General features: G+C 60.9%; 15 protein-coding genes. 5 read left to right on the top strand and 10 right to left on the bottom strand.

Going from position 1 to position 17,119, the window contains the following annotated elements; translation table 11 throughout:
• Positions 1-47 precede the first annotated feature (47 nt).
• From dinB to KFE13_RS16035, 4 genes are all read right to left on the bottom strand, one after another.
• Entirely contained in the window at positions 48-1,154 is a 1,107-nt protein-coding gene (gene dinB / locus KFE13_RS16020) for a DNA polymerase IV (RefSeq protein WP_260704340.1), read from the bottom strand.
• Between the two features lie 104 nt (positions 1,155-1,258).
• Complete coding sequence (locus tag KFE13_RS16025; protein WP_260704342.1) at positions 1,259-2,197, bottom strand: polyprenyl synthetase family protein; 939 nt, start codon at positions 2,195-2,197, stop codon at positions 1,259-1,261.
• Between the two features lie 17 nt (positions 2,198-2,214).
• Positions 2,215-3,915 (bottom strand): 6-pyruvoyl-tetrahydropterin synthase-related protein, encoded by a 1,701-nt coding sequence (locus KFE13_RS16030; RefSeq protein WP_260704344.1) that lies wholly within the window; start codon positions 3,913-3,915, stop codon positions 2,215-2,217.
• Positions 3,916-4,021: 106 nt separating this feature from the next.
• The gene (locus tag KFE13_RS16035; protein ID WP_260704346.1) at positions 4,022-6,757 is read right to left on the bottom strand and encodes a penicillin acylase family protein; all 2,736 of its coding nucleotides are present in this window, start codon (positions 6,755-6,757) and stop codon (positions 4,022-4,024) included.
• Between the two features lie 113 nt (positions 6,758-6,870).
• Here KFE13_RS16035 and KFE13_RS16040 point away from each other — a divergent pair, with 113 nt between their 5' ends.
• Positions 6,871-8,478 carry a Na+/H+ antiporter gene (locus KFE13_RS16040; protein ID WP_260704348.1) on the top strand — a complete coding sequence of 536 codons (1,608 nt, stop codon included), beginning with the start codon at positions 6,871-6,873 and terminating at the stop codon, positions 8,476-8,478.
• Here KFE13_RS16040 and KFE13_RS16045 read toward each other — a convergent pair.
• On the bottom strand, positions 8,475-9,506 hold the full coding sequence (locus KFE13_RS16045; protein ID WP_260704350.1) for a CPBP family intramembrane glutamic endopeptidase: 1,032 nt from the start codon (positions 9,504-9,506) through the stop codon (positions 8,475-8,477). The genes KFE13_RS16040 and KFE13_RS16045 overlap by 4 nt on opposite strands.
• 140 nt (positions 9,507-9,646) lie before the next feature.
• Between KFE13_RS16045 and KFE13_RS16050 the strand changes: the two genes are divergently transcribed.
• Together KFE13_RS16050 and KFE13_RS16055 are read left to right on the top strand one after the other, a co-directional pair.
• Positions 9,647-10,636, top strand: coding sequence for a DHH family phosphoesterase (locus tag KFE13_RS16050; protein WP_260706984.1), 990 nt, complete (start codon positions 9,647-9,649; stop codon positions 10,634-10,636).
• Between the two features lie 71 nt (positions 10,637-10,707).
• The gene (locus tag KFE13_RS16055) at positions 10,708-10,860 is read left to right on the top strand and encodes a hypothetical protein (protein ID WP_260704354.1); all 153 of its coding nucleotides are present in this window, start codon (positions 10,708-10,710) and stop codon (positions 10,858-10,860) included.
• Positions 10,861-10,931: 71 nt separating this feature from the next.
• On the opposite strand, the gene rseP is transcribed toward KFE13_RS16055, so the two are convergent.
• From rseP to KFE13_RS16070, 3 genes are read right to left on the bottom strand one after another with little or no spacing between them, the layout of a single operon-like run.
• Complete coding sequence (gene rseP, locus KFE13_RS16060) at positions 10,932-12,278, bottom strand: RIP metalloprotease RseP (protein WP_260704365.1); 1,347 nt, start codon at positions 12,276-12,278, stop codon at positions 10,932-10,934.
• A gap of 39 nt (positions 12,279-12,317) precedes the next feature.
• Entirely contained in the window at positions 12,318-13,505 is a 1,188-nt protein-coding gene (locus tag KFE13_RS16065) for a 1-deoxy-D-xylulose-5-phosphate reductoisomerase (protein ID WP_260704367.1), read from the bottom strand.
• A gap of 36 nt (positions 13,506-13,541) precedes the next feature.
• Positions 13,542-14,405: a phosphatidate cytidylyltransferase gene (locus KFE13_RS16070; protein WP_260704369.1), complete on the bottom strand. Its 864-nt coding sequence runs from the start codon at positions 14,403-14,405 to the stop codon at positions 13,542-13,544.
• 108 nt (positions 14,406-14,513) lie between these two features.
• Between KFE13_RS16070 and KFE13_RS16075 the strand changes: the two genes are divergently transcribed.
• A complete protein-coding gene (locus KFE13_RS16075; RefSeq protein ID WP_260704372.1) occupies positions 14,514-15,131 on the top strand; it encodes a PadR family transcriptional regulator in 618 nt (205 codons plus the stop codon).
• Between the two features lies 1 nt (position 15,132).
• Positions 15,133-15,438, top strand: a complete 306-nt coding sequence (locus KFE13_RS16080; protein WP_260704375.1) for a DUF3861 domain-containing protein — start codon at positions 15,133-15,135, stop codon at positions 15,436-15,438.
• Here KFE13_RS16080 and KFE13_RS16085 read toward each other — a convergent pair.
• Positions 15,435-16,352: an isoprenyl transferase gene (locus KFE13_RS16085; RefSeq protein ID WP_260704377.1), complete on the bottom strand. Its 918-nt coding sequence runs from the start codon at positions 16,350-16,352 to the stop codon at positions 15,435-15,437. The genes KFE13_RS16080 and KFE13_RS16085 overlap by 4 nt on opposite strands.
• Before the next feature lie 156 nt (positions 16,353-16,508).
• Complete coding sequence (locus KFE13_RS16090) at positions 16,509-17,042, bottom strand: helix-turn-helix domain-containing protein (RefSeq protein WP_260704379.1); 534 nt, start codon at positions 17,040-17,042, stop codon at positions 16,509-16,511.
• Between the last annotated feature and the right edge of the window lie 77 nt (positions 17,043-17,119).

Consider the following 17,119-nt stretch of genomic DNA (forward strand, 5'->3'; position numbering starts at 1 on the left):
GCGCGAGGCTTCCCATCGGGTGTGTTCGGCTAGGCAGAGCCTAAGAGCTATTCGATGCGATCTCGTGCTTCAAGTGAGACGGATGGTGGTTCTATATTGCGGAAGTTGCTGAGGCCTACACCGATGAGGCGGAAGAGACGGTCGGGGCCGAGGTCTACGCTATCGCGGAGGGTGAGGGCGATTTGGGTGAGTTCTTCGAGTGAGGCGGGTGATCTGGGTGGCGTGTGACTGCGAGTGTGGATGTTGAACTCGCGTGTCTTGAGCTTGAGGACGACGGTGCGGGCGATGCGGGTTTCGCGGCGAGAGGCGTTCCAGACTTTTTCGGCGAGGCGGCGGATGAGGTCGTCGGTTTGCGAGAGAGGGATGTCGGTCTCGAAGGTGTCTTCGGCGGAGATGGATTTGGTGGGGCGGTCGGGGGTGACGGGGGAGTGGTCGATGCCGCGGGCGAGCGAGTAGAGGCGTGAGCCGTAGCGGCCGAAGTGAAGCTCGAGTGAGGCGAGGTCGAAGGTCTGGAGGTCGCCGACGGTGTGGATGCCGAGTTGTTTCATGCGTGCCTCGGTGACTTTGCCTACGCCGGGGATGCGGCCGACGGGGAGCGGCGGGAGGAAGGTGGCGAGGTCGCCGGGTTGAATGACGAAGAGGCCGTTGGGCTTGCGCCAGTCGGAGGCGATCTTGGCGAGGAATTTGTTGGGGGCGACTCCGGCGGAGGCGCTGAGGTGGAGCTCGTCGCGGATTTGCTGGCGGATGGCGATGGCGACTTTCGTCGCGGTGGGGAGGCCGGTCTTGTTGATGGTGACGTCGAGGTAGGCCTCGTCGAGCGAGAGGGGTTCAATGAGATCGGTGTGGCGCTGAAAGATTTCCCGGACGGCGCGGGAGACGGCTTTGTAGCGGGTGAAGTCGGGCGGGACGAAGATGGCGTGCGGGCAGAGGCGTTCTGCGGTGACGGCGGGCATGGCGGAGCGGACGCCGAATTGACGGGCCTCGTAGGAGGCGGCGCAGACGACGGAGCGCTTGCCTTTCCAGGCGACGACGACGGGTCGGCCGCGGAGTTCGGGGGCGTCGCGCTGCTCGACGGAGGCGTAGAAGGCGTCCATGTCGACGTGGACGATCTTGCGCAGCGCGGGCTGTGGCGGCTCGAGCAGGCTGGGCGCCATGAGGTGATTGTAAGCGAAGAAGCGGCGAAGAGGATGGCTGGAGTTGTGGCGCTACGGGAAAAATGTGGGGATTCCTCGCTGTGCTCGGAATGACACCTCAAGAGCTAGTGCTTGCGTTCGACGAGGTAGCTGGCGAGGGCCTTAAGCGGGTCGGCGGCGTGGCCGAAGGGCTCGAGGGCGGCGAAGGCGTCGGCGATGAGCTCTTCGGCGTCCTTGATGGATTGGTCGATGCCGAAGACGGCGGGCCAGGTGGCCTTGATGCTGGCGGTGTCCTTGCCGGCGGTCTTGCCGAGCTCTTCGGAGCTTTGCGTCATGTCGAGGACGTCGTCGACGATCTGGAAGGCGAGGCCTGCTTTTTCACCGAAGATGCGGAGACGGCCGATGGTGTCGGCGTGGAACTCGTGGTCGGTATGGGCGAGGCCGAGGATGCCGCCGGAGACGATGCTGGTGGTGATGAGGGCTCCGGTCTTGGCGCGGTGTATAGCTTCGACGAGTTCGGCGGTTGGCTGCTTGCCTTCGGATTCGATGTCAACGACCTGGCCGCCGATCATGCCGGGAGGCAATGGACTATGGGTGCCGACGCCGGTGCCGATGGCGAGGGAGACTTCGCGCAGGATGGAGACAGTGGTCGGAGGAGGCGTGGGAAGCTGTGCGATGGTCTGGAAGGCGAGGGTCTGCAGTGCGTCGCCTGCGAGGATGGCGATGGCTTCGCCGAAGACAACGTGGCAGGTAGGCTTGCCGCGGCGGAGATCGTCGTTGTCGAGTGCAGGCAGATCGTCGTGGATGAGCGAGTAGGTGTGGATCATCTCGATCGCGGCACCGAGCTCGACGGCTCCAGAGGGGATCTCGTCTGTGCCGGAGGTCATGCGTGCGGCTTCCATCGCAAGGATGGGACGGAGACGCTTGCCTCCCGCGAACATGGAATGGCGCATGGCGCGATGGATGGAGTGCGGCTGCGTGTCGGGCGAAGGCAGAAGACGTTCAAGGGCCGCGTCGGTGAGCTGGACGCCGGAGTGGAGCAGATCCTGTACTGAAACTTTCATCTGTATTTGATGATAAATCAGCGGTGCGGGGTAGCAGGCTGGCTGATCGGCGTTGTGATGAAGTGCTTGCGGCTGCGAAGGGAGAGTATCAGCAGCAGGATCGCGGCGAGCGCGCTGACGGTGTAGCCGATGGACTGATCGGGCAGCGTCATCCATGCGACGTCGATGTGGGATGCGCCGGCGGGGAGATGGAAGGCGATGAGTCCGTCGCTGCGATGGAGATGCGTGGCGATCACGGAGCCGTTGCGGGTGATGCGCCATGCAGGATAATCGCGAAGGTTGAGGATGAGAATCTGCGGTGTGGTCAGGGTGAGATCGATGTGCTGCGGCGCTGGCGCTGGAGCTGCATCTTTTGGGGCCAAGGCGCCCGGCGCTGCGGTGAGCCAGTAGCCAGGGTTGGTCTGTGCGAGGGCGTCGTTGTCGGCGGTGATGGGAGTGTATTCGTCGGTGGGGTCTGTGCCGGGGTTGGTGGAGTGGAAGATGGCGAGGCGCTCGGGGAGTGTGTCCTCGGGATAGCAGCGCTGGTTGAATGCGCGATAGGCAGGGATGGTGAAGAGGAGCGTTGCGATGACTGCGACGGATACTGCGTTTGCGGATTTGAGCGGGAAGTGTGCGAGCGCGATGGCGACGGCGAGCGCAAAGACGGCGGCGAGGATCGCGACGAGTCTCCACGGAAATTGCAGGAAGCCGAGTTGTGGCAGGTGATTCCACAGTGGAGCAGAGAGCGGTGTGAGCATCAGCGCGATAACGGTAGCGAGGATGGCAAGTGGGAGGAGGAGGTGTGTTGTCCTGTCCTCGTGGTGCGATGGCGTCTTGCGTTTGTCTGCAATTCGCGCAGCGGCAAGTGCGATGGCCGTGAGGGCAAGGACGATGAGAGAGACGATCGAGGCGATGCGGAGCACGTGGTCGTGATCGGGGTCGGCGGTGTGGTGAAAGAGGAAGTTGCTGGCGATGTCCATGCCAGGAAGGACGGCCATGTCGATCTGGACGAAGCGCCGCTCGTAGGCTGCAGGGATGATGTAGAAGGCGGCGAGACAGAGGCCGAGAAGAGTTCCTGCTGTGGTGTTGAGTGCGAAGCGCAGGCGAGGTAAGGTGCTGTTTGCGCGCAAAGAGAGCGCGAGCCGCACGAGGGCGATCAGTGCAAGTGCGTAGCATCCCATGACGGCTGCAGGAGCGTTGGTGAGCCAGAGCAGCGCGACCGGGATGGCGATGCCGGGAATGGTGACCTGTTCGCGCAGGATGGCGCGGAGAAGCAGCGGAATCCATGCAGCGGCGAGAAGTTCCGCATAGGCTGTGCGCTCGAGTGCCGTGTAGAGCGTATAGGGATTCGCGATGTAGATGGCCGCGGCGATGAGTGCGGCGTTGGGTGAGACGAAGCTACGTGCGCTGCAGTAGAGGGCAAAGCCGGCTGCGGTGAGTGCAAGTCCCGTGTAAACGACGGGTGTCCATGTCCAGGGCAGCAGCAGGCCGAGGAGGGCGCCAAGGGTCCACGAGAGCGGAGGGTAGAAGATGAAGCGCGGCTCGCCAGCGTTCCATGCAGGCGTGTAGGCCCAGTGTGGATGCAGTGCGCCCTGCGCAAGCTGCCTGGCGGCTTCGAACCAGCTGATGATGTGGAAGTCGAAGTCGTGCCCGCAGGAGCAGCCGTGGACAATGAGCGGATGGATGGCGAGGAATGCGGCTATCGGGATGAGGACGATAGGGAGTCGATAGCGCCGCATCTGGTTAGGGTATCGCAGGATGCGGTGCGGATGAATCCGTGGCGCACGGAGAAAAATGCGGTGCTTCTCGTCTATGCGCTTCGCTCGAAATGGACACCCGTCAACCTCACTGTGGCGTGAGCGTCAGGGTGTGCTTTGCCGTTGTGTTTGTGGCTGCGGTGGAGAACGGCATGGAGAAGGTCGTGCCGCTGTACCATGCCGGCCACTGATCGAGGAACCATGGGCTGGCTGGATTACCGGATTCGCCAAGGACAAGGTTCAGCGTGGAGTTATCGAGGTCGGCAAGGTTGGCGGTGAATCGCTCGGAGGGCCCGAAGGTACGGCCTACCTGTTTGATGGTGGTGCCGTCACCGCTTTGCGGGCGGATGCCGGTTCCTGTAGGCAGGCCGATGATACAGCGGAGCAACGGAATCTTGCTGTAGATGGGGTGCTCAATCTCAACCGGATGTTCCGTGCCAAAGCGCCAACGGGTGAGATCGGAGGGCGCATGCTCGTCGCGCAGGCCACGATCGACGATTGCGGTAAGCAACTCGTCCCAGCTGGTGTAGCCGGAGGGAAGCCAGCGTGCGGGTGTGTGCATGATGATCTGCTCGGCGGCGTAGGACTTCTCACCCCAGGTGTAGAGGTCGGGCACGACGGGACGATCGCTGTTCTGCGTGATGGCGGTTGAGGCCGACGTTGGCCCGAGGCGCGGATCGAGAATCAGCTTCCACAGTGCGGCGCGTGCGGCATCGACGATGGTGGGCGCGGCGGCGTCGGCATCGACGGAGCCGTTCCAGTTGCGAAGAATATCTGCGGCTTGATGGAGACGCTTGTCCTGTGTGGAGGAGTGGTCGATGGCATAGGCGAGCCGCTGCGCGATGACGTGGTCGAGGTCGGAGTAGACGTCGGTCTGCAGCTTGAGCATATCGGAGGGCGCGAGGTGATCGCGTGAGGTGAGCACCTTCCAGATGCGTTCGTTGCGATAGGGCGCAGCCCAGTCGAGCGTGATGGAGTAGGGGTAGTTGTCGGGCGTAACGCGCGCGTTAGCGGTAGCCAGAACGCCGCCTGCGGGATCGTAGGCCTGCGGGAGCTGATTGAAGGGAATGTAGCCGGTCCAATCGTAGGTTCCGGCGACGGCATCGACGGGGACAGGGCTGATGGGGCTTGCCTGCAAAGGAGCGGGAGGCGCGGCCGTGGGTGGTGTAGCCGGTAGCTGCGCTGTTGCTGCGCTCTTTGCGGGCGCCTCAGGCTGAAGGATCGCTGGGATGGGGGCGGGCTGGCGTGGATTGCCGCGTACAGGTATCTGGCCGAAGGCGTGGTAGCCGATGTGCCCCTGATCGTCGGCGTAGACGACATTTTGTGCGGGGCCGCCGAAGCTGGAGAGTGCGTTGAGGAAGCTGGTCCAGTCTGTCGCTGCATCGACGTAAAGGAGCGGCGCGGAGAGTGTGGACGGATCGTAGATGGTCCAGCGCAGGGCGAGGTCGCGTTTTTCAGAAGGAAGCAGCGGTGAGATGATGGGCGTCAGCATGTCGCCGTGTTGCGTGGAGGCGACGTCGAGCGTGACGTCGGGCTTGCCGTGGACGTGGATAACTTCTGTTTGATGGAGAACGCGGTGCCAGGACTGGTCGGGTGTCTGGAACTCGGCGGAGTCGCCGGAGCCGCGGATATGTTCGATGTAGACGTCCTGAACGTCGGCTCCAAGATTGGTGAAGCCCCAGGCGATGTGTTCGTTGTGGCCGACGATGATGAAGGGGACACCGGGAAGCGAGACGCCGGCGACGTGAAATGGTCCGAACGGTGCGGGTGCTGCGAGGTCGGCCTGATACCAGATGCCGGGCACACTGAAGCTCAGGTGCATATCGTTGGAGAGCAGCGGGCGACCTGAGACGGTGCGGGTTCCGGCGACAACCCAGTTGTTGGAGCCTGCGCGGCAGGAATCGCAGACGGGTACGAGTGCCTGAGTGAGTGCGAGGAGATCGGCGGTGGATGCCGTGGATTTCGCTGTCGTGGATTTATCGAAGGGCTCGGGTTGGTTGAGTTTTGACTGTGACTCGTCGAGCGGAATGTCGGGGAGCTCCTGCGGTGCAGTGAGATCGACGAGTGGTTGTGCGGGCGGGTGATCGCGCCAGGAGCCGACGGGGTAGAGGTCGGCGAGAAGCTCGGGTGGGAGTTTGGCCGTGATGGCTTCGCGGTTGAGCTTGGTGGGGAAGGTGTTGGTGAGGTCCTGAAACATGACAAGGCCGACCAGGATGGAATCGCGCGGTGTCCAGGGGCGAGGCTCGTAACGAAGAATGCGGAATTCAAGCGGAAGGTGCGAGCGCTGCTGTTCCATGGAGGCGTTGACGCCGCGGGCGTATGCCTCAAGGTAATGAAGCTGCTCTACGGGCAGCGTGCTGACGGCGCGGTCGGCGGTGGCGCGCAGCTGCAATGTGCGCTGGATTCGGTCGTGCTGGAGGAGCGATGGGCCAATGATCTCGGCTAGCTCTCCGGCGGCATGACGACGGAGAAGATCCATCTGGAAGAGTCGATCGCCTGCGGTGATGAAGCCCTGTGCGAAGACGAGATCGTCGAGCGAAGCTGCGCGGATGTGCGGGATACCATGCAGGTCACGCTGGACAGTGACGGGAGCGGAGAGCCCTGCGATGGGCAGCGAACCATCGATCTGCGGAAGCGCTGCGGTGAGGGTGTGCTGCGTCCAGCGACGTGCCGCGACAAAAGCGGTGAGAAGCAGGATGATGAGGATGCAGATGGCGATGGTTGCCGCTTTCAGGAAACGTCCTGACTGGCGTGGACGATTCTTTAGATCGCGTGGGCGGCGCGTGACGAGAGTCGGTTCTGGAGTTGGCTGTTGGAGGCTCATCGCGTTAAACAAAGTCTAAATGTTTGACGGACGAAGAATGATGAGCGCTGTATGACGGTGGCACGGAGCGCAGGAGTTTTGGTTTACTGAAGGCAGAAGGATCGGAGGGCAATTTGGAGTCGGTCGCAAATCTCCATGCAATGGAGAGGATGGTGCTTCTGCTGCTGGTGATGGTCGCGGCATTTGCCGTGATGGCTCACCGATTGAAGGTGCCGTATCCAATTGTGCTGGTGCTGGCTGGGCTGGTGCTCAGCTTTGTGCCGCACATGCCGAAGATCCCGCTTGATCCGAATCTTGTCTTTGTCATCTTTCTGCCTCCATTGCTGTACTCGGCGGCGTGGTCGGTCTCGTGGAGGGACTTCAGGCGCAACCTGCTGATTATTTCGCTGCTGGCTGTGGGCCTGGTGGGCTTCACGGTGTGGGGCGTGGCGGAGTTTTCTGACCGGTTTATTACGGCACTCGATTGGAAGGCAGGATTTCTGCTGGGAGCTGTGCTAGCTACGACGGATGCGATTGCGGCAACGTCGGTGGCGAAGTCGCTGGGGCTGCCACGGAGGATTGTCGACATCCTTGAAGGAGAGAGCCTGCTGAACGATGCGACAGGCCTGTTGGCGCTTGAGTTCGGGCTGCGCCTGCTGGAGCGTGGCGATCTGCCGACAGTGGGTGCGGGGCTGGCGCGTCTGGCGTATCTGATTGTTGGTGGTCTGGGGATTGGTCTGCTGATGGGCGTGCTGGTGGGCTGGTTCGAGCGCTTCGTCGACAATGGGCCTGTGGAGCTGGTGCTGAGCCTGATCGTTCCGTATGCAGCATATCTGGCAGCTGAAGAGGCGAAGGCGTCTGGCGTGCTTGCCGTGGTGGCATGCGGTCTGTATCTGAGTCGCGAGAGTGCTCGGTTCTTCTCGCCCGGCGTGCGCATACAGATATGGTCGGCGTGGGAAGCGATGACGTTTGTATTGAACGGGATTGTCTTCCTGTTGATTGGCCTGCAGATGCCGAATGTGCTGGCGGGCATCCACGGCGACTATCACATTACGACGTTGCTGGAGTACGGTGCGATCTTCAGCGTGACGCTGATTGCGCTGCGTATGATCTGGGTGGCTCCGGCGGTCCGGCTGACGAATTTTGCACGCCGTCTGAAGGGCGATCACGAACGTATCAGTAAGCGTGAGACGTTTGTGATTGGCTGGACGGGGATGCGCGGCGTCATTGCGCTGGCAGCGGCTGTCTCTGTGCCCGAGATGATTAATGGCGTCGAGTTTGGTGCGCGAAACCTGATTATCTTTCTGACGTTTTGCGTGATTCTGGTGACGCTGGTGCTGCAGGGACTGACTCTGCCTACGGTGATTCGCGCACTGGGGTTGGCGGGAAGCAATCAGGGGATGGAGCCTGAAGAGCGCGAGGCGCGAAGGTTGGCGCTGCGGGAAGCACTGACGTATCTGGAAGAAGAGCGCCGTGAGAAAGGCGAGACGTACGCGCACGCATACGACGACCTGATCGATCGTTATGAGCACAGGCTGGCCGAGATTACGGAAGACGGATCGGAGCAGGGCGCGTCGAAGGCGCAGGTGTATCAGGAGCTGCTACGTGCCGGACGTGGTGCACTGGAAGCTGAGCGAAGGACGATCATACGGCTTCGCGATGAAGGTGCGATCTCAGACGATGTGCTGCGCAGGATGGAACGCGTGCTCGATCTGGAGGAGACGAAGCACCTGGTCCACTAGGCTGCGGTGATGCCGGAATCGTGCGCAGGTTCGCGTGGCGGCAGAGGAATTCTTGTGGCATAGCTTTGTGGACCTGCGGGCTGTGTGTAATGGATGGTGGCCGCCAGCGCGACGAGGATGACGAGGCAGAAGATGCTGCCTTCAGGGCCAGTGGTTCCTCCGCTGAGCAGCGGTGAGCCTGCGGGGTGGGTTGCGAGAAGGCGGTGACCGAAGAGAGCACCGCTATCGGCGACTCCGTAAATAAAGGACTGGCCGTAGTCCCATGCGGTGTGCAGCCCGACCGCCCACCAGAGTGAGCCGGTGCGCCAGAGGCTGAAGCAGAAGACGAGCGAGGCGAATCCTGCCGTGAAGAGACCGAGTGGGCTTTCCCCGGGGTTGGAGCCGTGTATCGCGCCGAAGCCAAAGGAGACGAGGATGGCGGCGCTCCAGAAGCCAACGGTGCGAGGGTCGAGCCGCGGTGCGATGCGAGTGGCGATGCCGGCGAATCCGCGGGTGATGGTGTATTGCATGTAGCCGCGGAAGAAGTACTCCTCGAAGAGGCCGATAGCGAGAAAGCCGGGAATCCAGAGAAGCGCATAACGGGGAATATCAGAGCCGGCCAGAAGACGCTGATCGATGATGAGGAAGCCGGCTTTGTCGAGCAGGAGGACGAGCAGAGAGATGGCGATAAGCCCGATGACGGCTCCGGTGAGCGCGTTGGAGAGTTTTCGTGAGCCGCCGAGGCCATAGACAGCGATGGGGCGGCGCTCGATCTTCGACATGATCCAGGTGACGAGTGCGATGACGAGGAATGCGTTTCCTTCAGAAAGAAAAATAGGAAGCGGCCCCGGTGTGTGTTCCATCGCGTGTGGCGGAATCAGATGCGTCGCGTGCAGCATGGCATTCGTGCCATAGAAGATCAGGAAAAAAATAGCCGTAGCGACGAGCAGGCCCCAACCTGCGCGCAGGCCATTGGAGCCGAAGAGGATAGTGGAGGCAGTGCTGCGCGGTATGGAAAGAGCTGGATCGGGGTGAAGGTTATCTTGCAACGCGGGCCTCGTTAGAAATGTTCCTGTGAGGATATACGAGTTGATGCGGAGTTCGTTCCTGCTTGGCGCAAAGGAGTGGTGCGGATATGCTAAAGGCTTCGAGCGCGGCAGCCAGAACGCTCGTCGAAGGGGTTTTCGGTTTGGAGTGTAAGGTTTTTTATCACGATAAGTGCTTCGATGGGGCGTGTTCGGCCTCGGTGTTTACGCGGTTTCATCGGGAGTGCGTGAAGTCGGTGTCGGCGTATTCGTACCAGGGACTGGTACACAGGGCTGGCGCGTTGTTTGATGAGCGAGAGTTTAGCGACGGCGAAAACGCGATCGTCGACTTTAAGTACTCGACGTCGAAGAAGGTGACTTGGTGGTTCGATCATCACCTGAGTGCATTTCTGACCCCCGAGGATCAGGCAGACTATGAGCGCGGTCAGGCGGATGGCTCGGCGACGATGCGGAAGTTTTATGACCCGAACTATACGTCGTGCACGGGGTTGATTCTCGACGTGGCAGCGAACAAGTTCGGCTTCAGCACGAAGGGGCTGGAAGAGCTGCGTTATTGGGCCGATATCGTTGACGGTGCGAAGTACGAGAGTGCAAAGGCTGCGGTGGAGATGGCCGCTCCAGCAATGAAGCTGACGATGGTGATCGAGAGCACGCAGGATGAGACGCTGGTGAAACGGCTGATTCCTCTGCTGACGGAGATGCCGCTGCAGCAGGTGCTGGATCAGCCGTTTGTGCAGGCGTTGCTTGGGCCGCTGATGGAGCGGCACTGGGCCGGGCTGGAGCTGATTCGCTCGCGGGCGACGATGGAGCGTGGAGTGATTACGTTCGACATCACCGATCATCCGACGGAGGGCTATAACAAGTTCATCCCTTACTACCTGTTCCCGGAGGGGACATACAACGTGGGGTTGAGCAAATCGAGCTTCCGCACGAAGGTGGCTGTAGGAACAAATCCATGGACGACTCTGCCTGCGGAGAAGCTGGCGAATATAGCGGATATCTGTGAGCGCTACGGTGGCGGTGGACATGCGCGCGTGGGAGCGGTAAGCTTTCCGCCGGACTGTGAAGATGAAGCTCGCAAAGCGGCTGCTGAGATTGTGGCGGAGCTAAGGGGCAGGGAAGTTACGGACTGATTTCACCGTACTTCCAGTCAGCGGGCAACCGCAGCGCGGTTCGTAGACCTCTGAACGATAGGGAGGGTGCGATGAATCCTGTGATCTGGGGCGGTGTTGTCGTTCTTTTGCTGATCTTCGTCGTAGTTGTGACGATGGGCAAGACAAGGTGGGGGCGTTCTGAGTTGGACCAAAGAGCTAGCGTCCCCGGAAGTAAGGGCCGTGTGAGTGGCGGCGACGATTAGTGCGTAGAAATAAGAAGCGGTCAGTGGAGGATCTCCGCTGACCGCTTTGAGTTGATGTGTGCTTTGCTGAGCTATGGCTTGAGCCGTGTAAACAGATTCAGCTTGCTGATGTCATTGAAGATGACCAGCGCGGCAAAGACCAGGATGCAGACGAAGGCGACTTGATAGACGCGCTCCTTGAGCTGCTGGTTGAGGTCGCGGCGCAGGAGCGATTCGACGAGGAGGAAGAGGATCATGCCTCCGTCGAGGATCGGGATCGGCAGCAGGTTGAAGATGCCGAGATTGATGGAGATGTAGGACATCAACCCAACCAGGGGCATCCAGCCAGGCATCGAAGCGGCCTGGTGAATCTGCTGGCCGATGCCGATGGGGCCTGAAAGCGAGCGCACCGAAACCTGACGGGTGAACATGCGCTTGACGACCTCAACAATCAGCAGCGAGTTCTTCTTGTTGTAGTCCCACGAGGCGACGACGGCCTTATCGAAGGGCAGCCGCTCGACTTTGACGGGAGGAGCTACGGGACGGAATCCGATGCGATAGTCCTTGGTGCCGTCGCCAACTTCAGCAAGCTCGGGAGTCAGCTGTACAGGAATATTGCGGCCGTCGCGAAGCACAACCAGCGAGGCGGGCTTACCGGCCTGATCCTGCAGGTAAGAGAGCAGAGCAAGAACCGAATGAAAGTGGAACCCGTCGATGGTGACGATCTGGTCGTGGGGCTGTAGCCCTGCGCGCATGGCAGGCATGTTGGGCTCGAGAGTATCGATCTGGACCGGGGCATCCTGCATTTTGGGGATGAGTCCGATGCGGTCGAGTGAGAAGTTCTCGGCGCCGCCCTTGGCTTCGACGAAAAGCTTGGTATCAACGCGCTGTCCGTCGTGCATGTAGGAGAAGGCGATGGTCTGGTTGAGGTTCAGCAGCGAACGAATCGCGACCTGGTCCCAGGTGGGGTTTTCGACGGTGTCGTAGTGAACGATGAGATCGCCGGAACGGATGCCGGTATGTTCAGCCGGAGTGTTGGGCGAAATGTAGTCCGCCTGGGCCGGGGCTGAGAGATACTCCTGCACCTCGTTGTGCAGCATGTAGACACCGGTCATCAGCGCCAGCGCCAGGATGAAGTTGGCAAAGGGGCCTGCAAGTGCGACGAGGATGCGCTGCCAGCGCGGATGCGCGTTAAAGTCGCCAGGATCGGTCGGTGCTTCGCCGGGGTTGTCGCCCGCCATCTTGACGTACCCGCCGAGGGGAAGCAGCGAGACACGGTAGTCGGTATCGCCGCGGCGGAAGCCGAAGAGGCGTTTGCCGAAGCCGATGGAGAAGGTCTCGACGCGGATACCGCAGAGTTTGGCCACGGCAAAGTGGCCAAACTCATGCACAAGAACCATGATGCCGAGCACGATGCCTAGCTGAATAATTGTCGACATAAGAGAGAGTAGGGGACCTCGTTCGGGACGCTTTGCGCTTTATCGTACACCGGCAAGCTGGTTGGCGATCACTTCCCGCGCCGTGACCCGGGCCTGAAGATCGGCTTCGAGCACATGAGAGATAGACGCAGGATGCCCCCCCGGCGTTTGCAGCAGCACCTGCTCTATTGTACGCGGAATGCCAAGGAAGGGGATACGTCCTTCGAGGAAGGCAGCGACGGCGATTTCGTCGGCGGCGTTGAGGGCGATGCAGGCATTGCCGCCGGTTTCGGCAGCTTCGTAGGCGAGGCGGAGACAGGGGAAGCGATTGAGGTCGGGTGCGGAAAAGTCCAACTGGCTCAACTTAGCCAGGTCGAATTTGAGCCCTGGTGCAGGGGTGGCGTCGACGCGTTCGGGGTAAGCCAGAGCATAGAGGATAGGCAGCCGCATATCGGTGACGGAGATCTGCGCAAGGATGCTGCCGTCGATGAACTCAACCATCGAGTGGACAGTTGACTGCGGATGGATGGTGACGCGAACCTGCGCAGGGGGCAGGGAGAAGAGTCGGCAGGCTTCGATGACCTCAAAGCCTTTATTCATCATCGTCGCCGAGTCGATGGTGATGCGCTGGCCCATGACCCAGGTAGGGTGCTTGAGTGCCTGGGCCGGGGTAATGTGCTCAAAGTCAGCTAGCGGGGTATTGCGGAAGGGGCCTCCGGAGGCGGTAAGCCACACCTGCTGAACCTCACGCGGAGTACCGCCGCTCATGCATTGGTGGACGGCGTTGTGTTCGGAGTCGATGGGCAGCAGGGCAACGTTGTGCTCTTTGGCTGCTGCCATGATGAGCTCGCCCGCAGCGACGAGGCACTCCTTGTTGGCGAGGCCGATGGTCTTACCTGCCTTGACGGCGGCATAGGTAGCTTCAAGACCGGCGACACCGACGATGGCCGAGACGACAAAATCGACTGCAGGCAACGTGGCGATGTGAACCGTTCCAGCGGTGCCGTGGACGACCTCAATACCAGTGATGCCCGCGCTCTTCAGACGCTGCTGCAGTTGTCCGGCAAGCTCTTCGGTAGCGATGGAGATCACCTGCGGACGCCAACGCTCGCATTGCGCGAAGGCCACATCGAGGTTTTGCCCAGCGGCAAGAGCGATGGGCTGGTAGCGGTCAGGGAAGGATTCGCAGATGGAGAGCGTGGAGGTACCGATGGAGCCGGTCGAGCCGAGGATGGCGAGCTTTTTCACGTGGTCTATTTTCTCAGATCGGGGCTGGCAGAAGGCTTAGAACCGTCCCAGGTTGAAGCGGTCTTTGAGCAGCAGGGCGAGCCAGAGCACGGGGGCGGCGACCAGCAGTGCGTCTATGCGATCGAGGATGCCTCCGTGGCCGGGCAGCATGGTGCCGGAGTCCTTGACGCCTGCACCGCGCTTGACGGCGGATTCAAGCAGATCGCCGACCTGCGCCGCAACATTGAGCACGGCGGCAAGCAACAGCGTCTGCCAGATGGGTTCCGTGATGTGGAGGATGAGGTTGCCCCGCGCGGTGAGGAAATCGCCGATCCAGATGACGAGTCCTGCGGCGGCCAGGCTACCGGCGATGGAAGCGATGGAGCCCTCCCAGGTTTTGCCGGGGCTGAGTCGCGGGGCCAGCTTGTGCTTGCCAAAGGCCTTGCCGACGTAAAGTGCGGCGATGTCCCCAGCCCAGACGCAAACCATCAGGAAGACGACAAGCGCAGGGCCGTCCTCCTGCTTCCAGAGTAGAGGGACGAGCGTGAGCGGATAGGCGATCCAGATAAGTCCGAAGAGGCCCTGCGCCGTATCCGGCAGGACCTGAACGAGGGGTGCCCGGAAGCCGTTCCAGGCAAAGAGCAGCAGCGCAAGGGCGCTAAGGACGGGGAGCTGGGCTTCGACGGGGAAGTTAGGCAGGGTGACGACGAAGGCCATGGCCGTGGCGATCGCCATCCACCAGACGGGAATGCGGAGATGCGCGCCATGAGCTTCGGCACCGACAGAGGCCAGCTTGAGGTATTCGTAGGCGGCCAGTTCTGCGACGATGGCGGCGGCCAGGGTGATCATCCAGAGCTGGCCGAAGAAGAGAAGGGCGAAGACGGCGAGGATGAGAACGGTCGCGGTAAGGATTCGTTTCATTGGCGATCCTGACAAGTATATCCATCATTGAAAACAAAACACTTTAGAATTATCTTGACATATAAAGATATATCTTGATATGTTCTGGATTAGATGGAGGTACATCTTATGTTTCATACAAATTTCAAAGGCTTTCGTGGTGGATGCGATCCCCATGAGGCCAAGCAGCAATTTTTTGAGAGGATGCACGAAGCGCGCGAACGTTTCGGCGCCGGTTTTGGCGAGTTTGGCCGTGGACGTCACGGCCGCGGTCGCGGTTTTGGTGGCCCCTGGGGAGGCCGGATGTTCGGCGGGCAGGACCTGCGTTATGTGATCCTGCAGCTGATCTCCGAGAAGCCCAGTTACGGCTACGAGATCATCAAGTCGATCCAGGACAAGCTGGGTGGCACCTACGCTCCAAGCCCGGGGATCGTCTATCCGATGTTGACGATGCTCGAAGAGATGGGCTGGGCAAGCGTCGCTCAGGAGGGCGCACGGAAGCTCTACTCGATTACCGAGGAGGGAGCCAAGGCGCTGGCCGCGAACAGAGCGATGGTCGATGCGCTGTTCGCCCGGATGGACCATACGCGCAGCGAATATGCCAGGCAGCGTCCGCAGCAGATTGAACGTGCCGTCGAAAATCTGCGTATGGCGCTGCGGATGAAGATGTCGTCGCTGACGGCGGAGCAGATCAACGCGGTTACCGACATTATCGATGCGGCAGCCAAGCAGATTGAGAGAGTGTGAGATGAGTCGCTATCGCTACCGGATCACGGTAGAGAAGCTTGCTGATGCGAAAGGTGAGGCTGTGCGTGGCCAGAGCCTCACCTTTTATGCAGTCAACCACGATGACATCCTGGAGATTGTGGAGAAGCTGGAATCGCGGCTGCCGTTTGATGCCGGAACCGCGGCCTCGCTTGGTGTGGGGCTGAAGCTCTTCAGCGGGGTTACGCTGACGTACCGCAATCACCCGATCTTCACGGACATTCACCCTGCACTCAGCGAGTTTATCCAGCAGCTAAAACGGCAGCCGGAGATACAGCCGGCAAGTTAGCGGCGAGTCAGCTCGCGGGGTGGGGCGAGTTCGTTGGCAATTTCGTTTTCGAGCTCGGAGACAGGCTGCAGCGAGTCAATCTTCTCGTCAGAGTTGTCGTTGAGTCCCCCGAAACGCCGGTCGCGACGCTGGTAGTCGGCGATGGCCTCAAGCAGGTGGACGCCGCGGAAGTCGGGCCAGAGACGATCGGTAATGAAGATCTCGGAGTAGGCGATCTGCCAGAGCAGGAAATTGGAGATACGCTGCTCGCCCGAAGTACGGACGATCAGGTCGGGGTCGGGCATGTCGGCCGTGTAGAGCGCACGGGAGATGGTGGACTCCTCGAGCGAATCCAGAGCGCCGGCGCCGAGCAGATCTTCCACGGAGCAGCCGCGTGTGTGGGCTTCGGTGGTGAGGTCGGTCAGGATACGACGGACGGCGTCAACAATCTCTGAGCGCGCGCCATAGTTGAGCGCCAGCGTGAGGGTGGTGCCGCTGTTCTTCGCTGTGGATTCCATGGCCCACTGCATCGTCTCCTGGACCTCTTGCGGCAGATCGTAGGTGCGGCCGATATAGTTCATGCGGACGTTGTTGTCGTTCATCCGCTTGACGTTGCCGATGAGATAGTTCTTCAGCAGCTTCATCAGGAAGGTGACTTCGGACTTAGGCCGCTTGAGATTGTTCTCCAGCGAGAAAGCATAGAGGGTGAGGAAGGGAAGATTGATGCGCGAGGCGGTTTCGACGACATACTGCACGCTCTCAGCGCCCTGCTGATGGCCCAGAAAACGCTTGAGCGCACGCTTACCCGCCCAGCGGCCATTGCCATCCATGATGATGGCGATGTGCTGCGGGAGACGTGAGGGATCGAGCTGCCGGTAGACGGCCTGCTCTTCAGAAGAGAGCTCGTGCACGCGGCTGGGGGAAGTGGGGGGCAAATCTACCTCTCAAAGGTTGACGCTAGCACACCGGAGTGGGCTTCGCAACGAACTGGAGGCGTAATACCAGACAAAAGGACGGAGGGTGCCGCACCCTTCCATGGAAAGACAGTCAGATGCGGCACGGAGGTATGTTTCTACGGTGCTTCTCTTGCTCTAGGCCGTGCGGCGACGGCCAGCGGCCAGCTCGCGTACGTGATTGAGGAAGATGGAGCGCTGCAGGGAATCGAGCTGCGAGACGTAGGCTGCGATCTCGGCCAGGAACGGATCGTTCATCAGCACGGCGGTCTCGTCGCGATGACGCGTGCTGGGATCGCGCAGCAGGGTGGAGATGTCCACCTGCAGGGCCTTCGCCAGACGATCGAGCGAGGAGAGGGTCGGCATCGCCTTGCCATTCTCGATCTTCGAGATATACGTACGCGGCACGTTCATGCGAGCCGCAAGCTGACGCTGCGACAGGTTACGAACATGACGCAGATCACGAACCGCAGTAGCGACCTGAAGGCCTTCTGCTGCTGGCGTGGATTGTGGAACGATGGACAGCGGGGCTGCAACCGGCTCAGGCTCTTCGACCTCGAGCGATTTGTGGCAGCGGCGGCACAGTGAATTTGCTGTACGAAACTGCACCAGGCTGCAGTGGTCACAGCGCAATACCTCGCGCTGCTCGACGGGTGCCATCATAGTTGCCATAAGTTGTCTTAACGCGGGCGGACCCAGAGCAAGGAACCGCAGCGCATGTCCGATAACGGAGCAGTGCGATGTGCCTA

This window comes from Edaphobacter flagellatus (genome assembly GCF_025264665.1).
Classification (GTDB): Bacteria; Acidobacteriota; Terriglobia; order Terriglobales; family Acidobacteriaceae; genus Edaphobacter; species Edaphobacter flagellatus.

Excerpts from the sequence above, each read along its gene's own strand:
- KFE13_RS16055 (WP_260704354.1), top strand. The coding sequence starts at position 10,708 with ATGAATCCTGTGATCTGGGGCGGTGTTGTCGTTCTTTTGCTGATCTTC.
- rseP (WP_260704365.1), bottom strand. The coding sequence starts at position 12,278 with ATGTCGACAATTATTCAGCTAGGCATCGTGCTCGGCATCATGGTTCTT.
- KFE13_RS16025 (WP_260704342.1), bottom strand. The coding sequence starts at position 2,197 with ATGAAAGTTTCAGTACAGGATCTGCTCCACTCCGGCGTCCAGCTCACC.
- KFE13_RS16080 (WP_260704375.1), top strand. The coding sequence starts at position 15,133 with ATGAGTCGCTATCGCTACCGGATCACGGTAGAGAAGCTTGCTGATGCG.
- KFE13_RS16070 (WP_260704369.1), bottom strand. The coding sequence starts at position 14,405 with ATGAAACGAATCCTTACCGCGACCGTTCTCATCCTCGCCGTCTTCGCC.
- KFE13_RS16030 (WP_260704344.1), bottom strand. The coding sequence starts at position 3,915 with ATGCGGCGCTATCGACTCCCTATCGTCCTCATCCCGATAGCCGCATTC.
- dinB (WP_260704340.1), bottom strand. The coding sequence starts at position 1,154 with ATGGCGCCCAGCCTGCTCGAGCCGCCACAGCCCGCGCTGCGCAAGATC.
- KFE13_RS16075 (WP_260704372.1), top strand. The coding sequence starts at position 14,514 with ATGTTTCATACAAATTTCAAAGGCTTTCGTGGTGGATGCGATCCCCAT.
- KFE13_RS16035 (WP_260704346.1), bottom strand. The coding sequence starts at position 6,757 with ATGAGCCTCCAACAGCCAACTCCAGAACCGACTCTCGTCACGCGCCGC.
- KFE13_RS16090 (WP_260704379.1), bottom strand. The coding sequence starts at position 17,042 with ATGGCAACTATGATGGCACCCGTCGAGCAGCGCGAGGTATTGCGCTGT.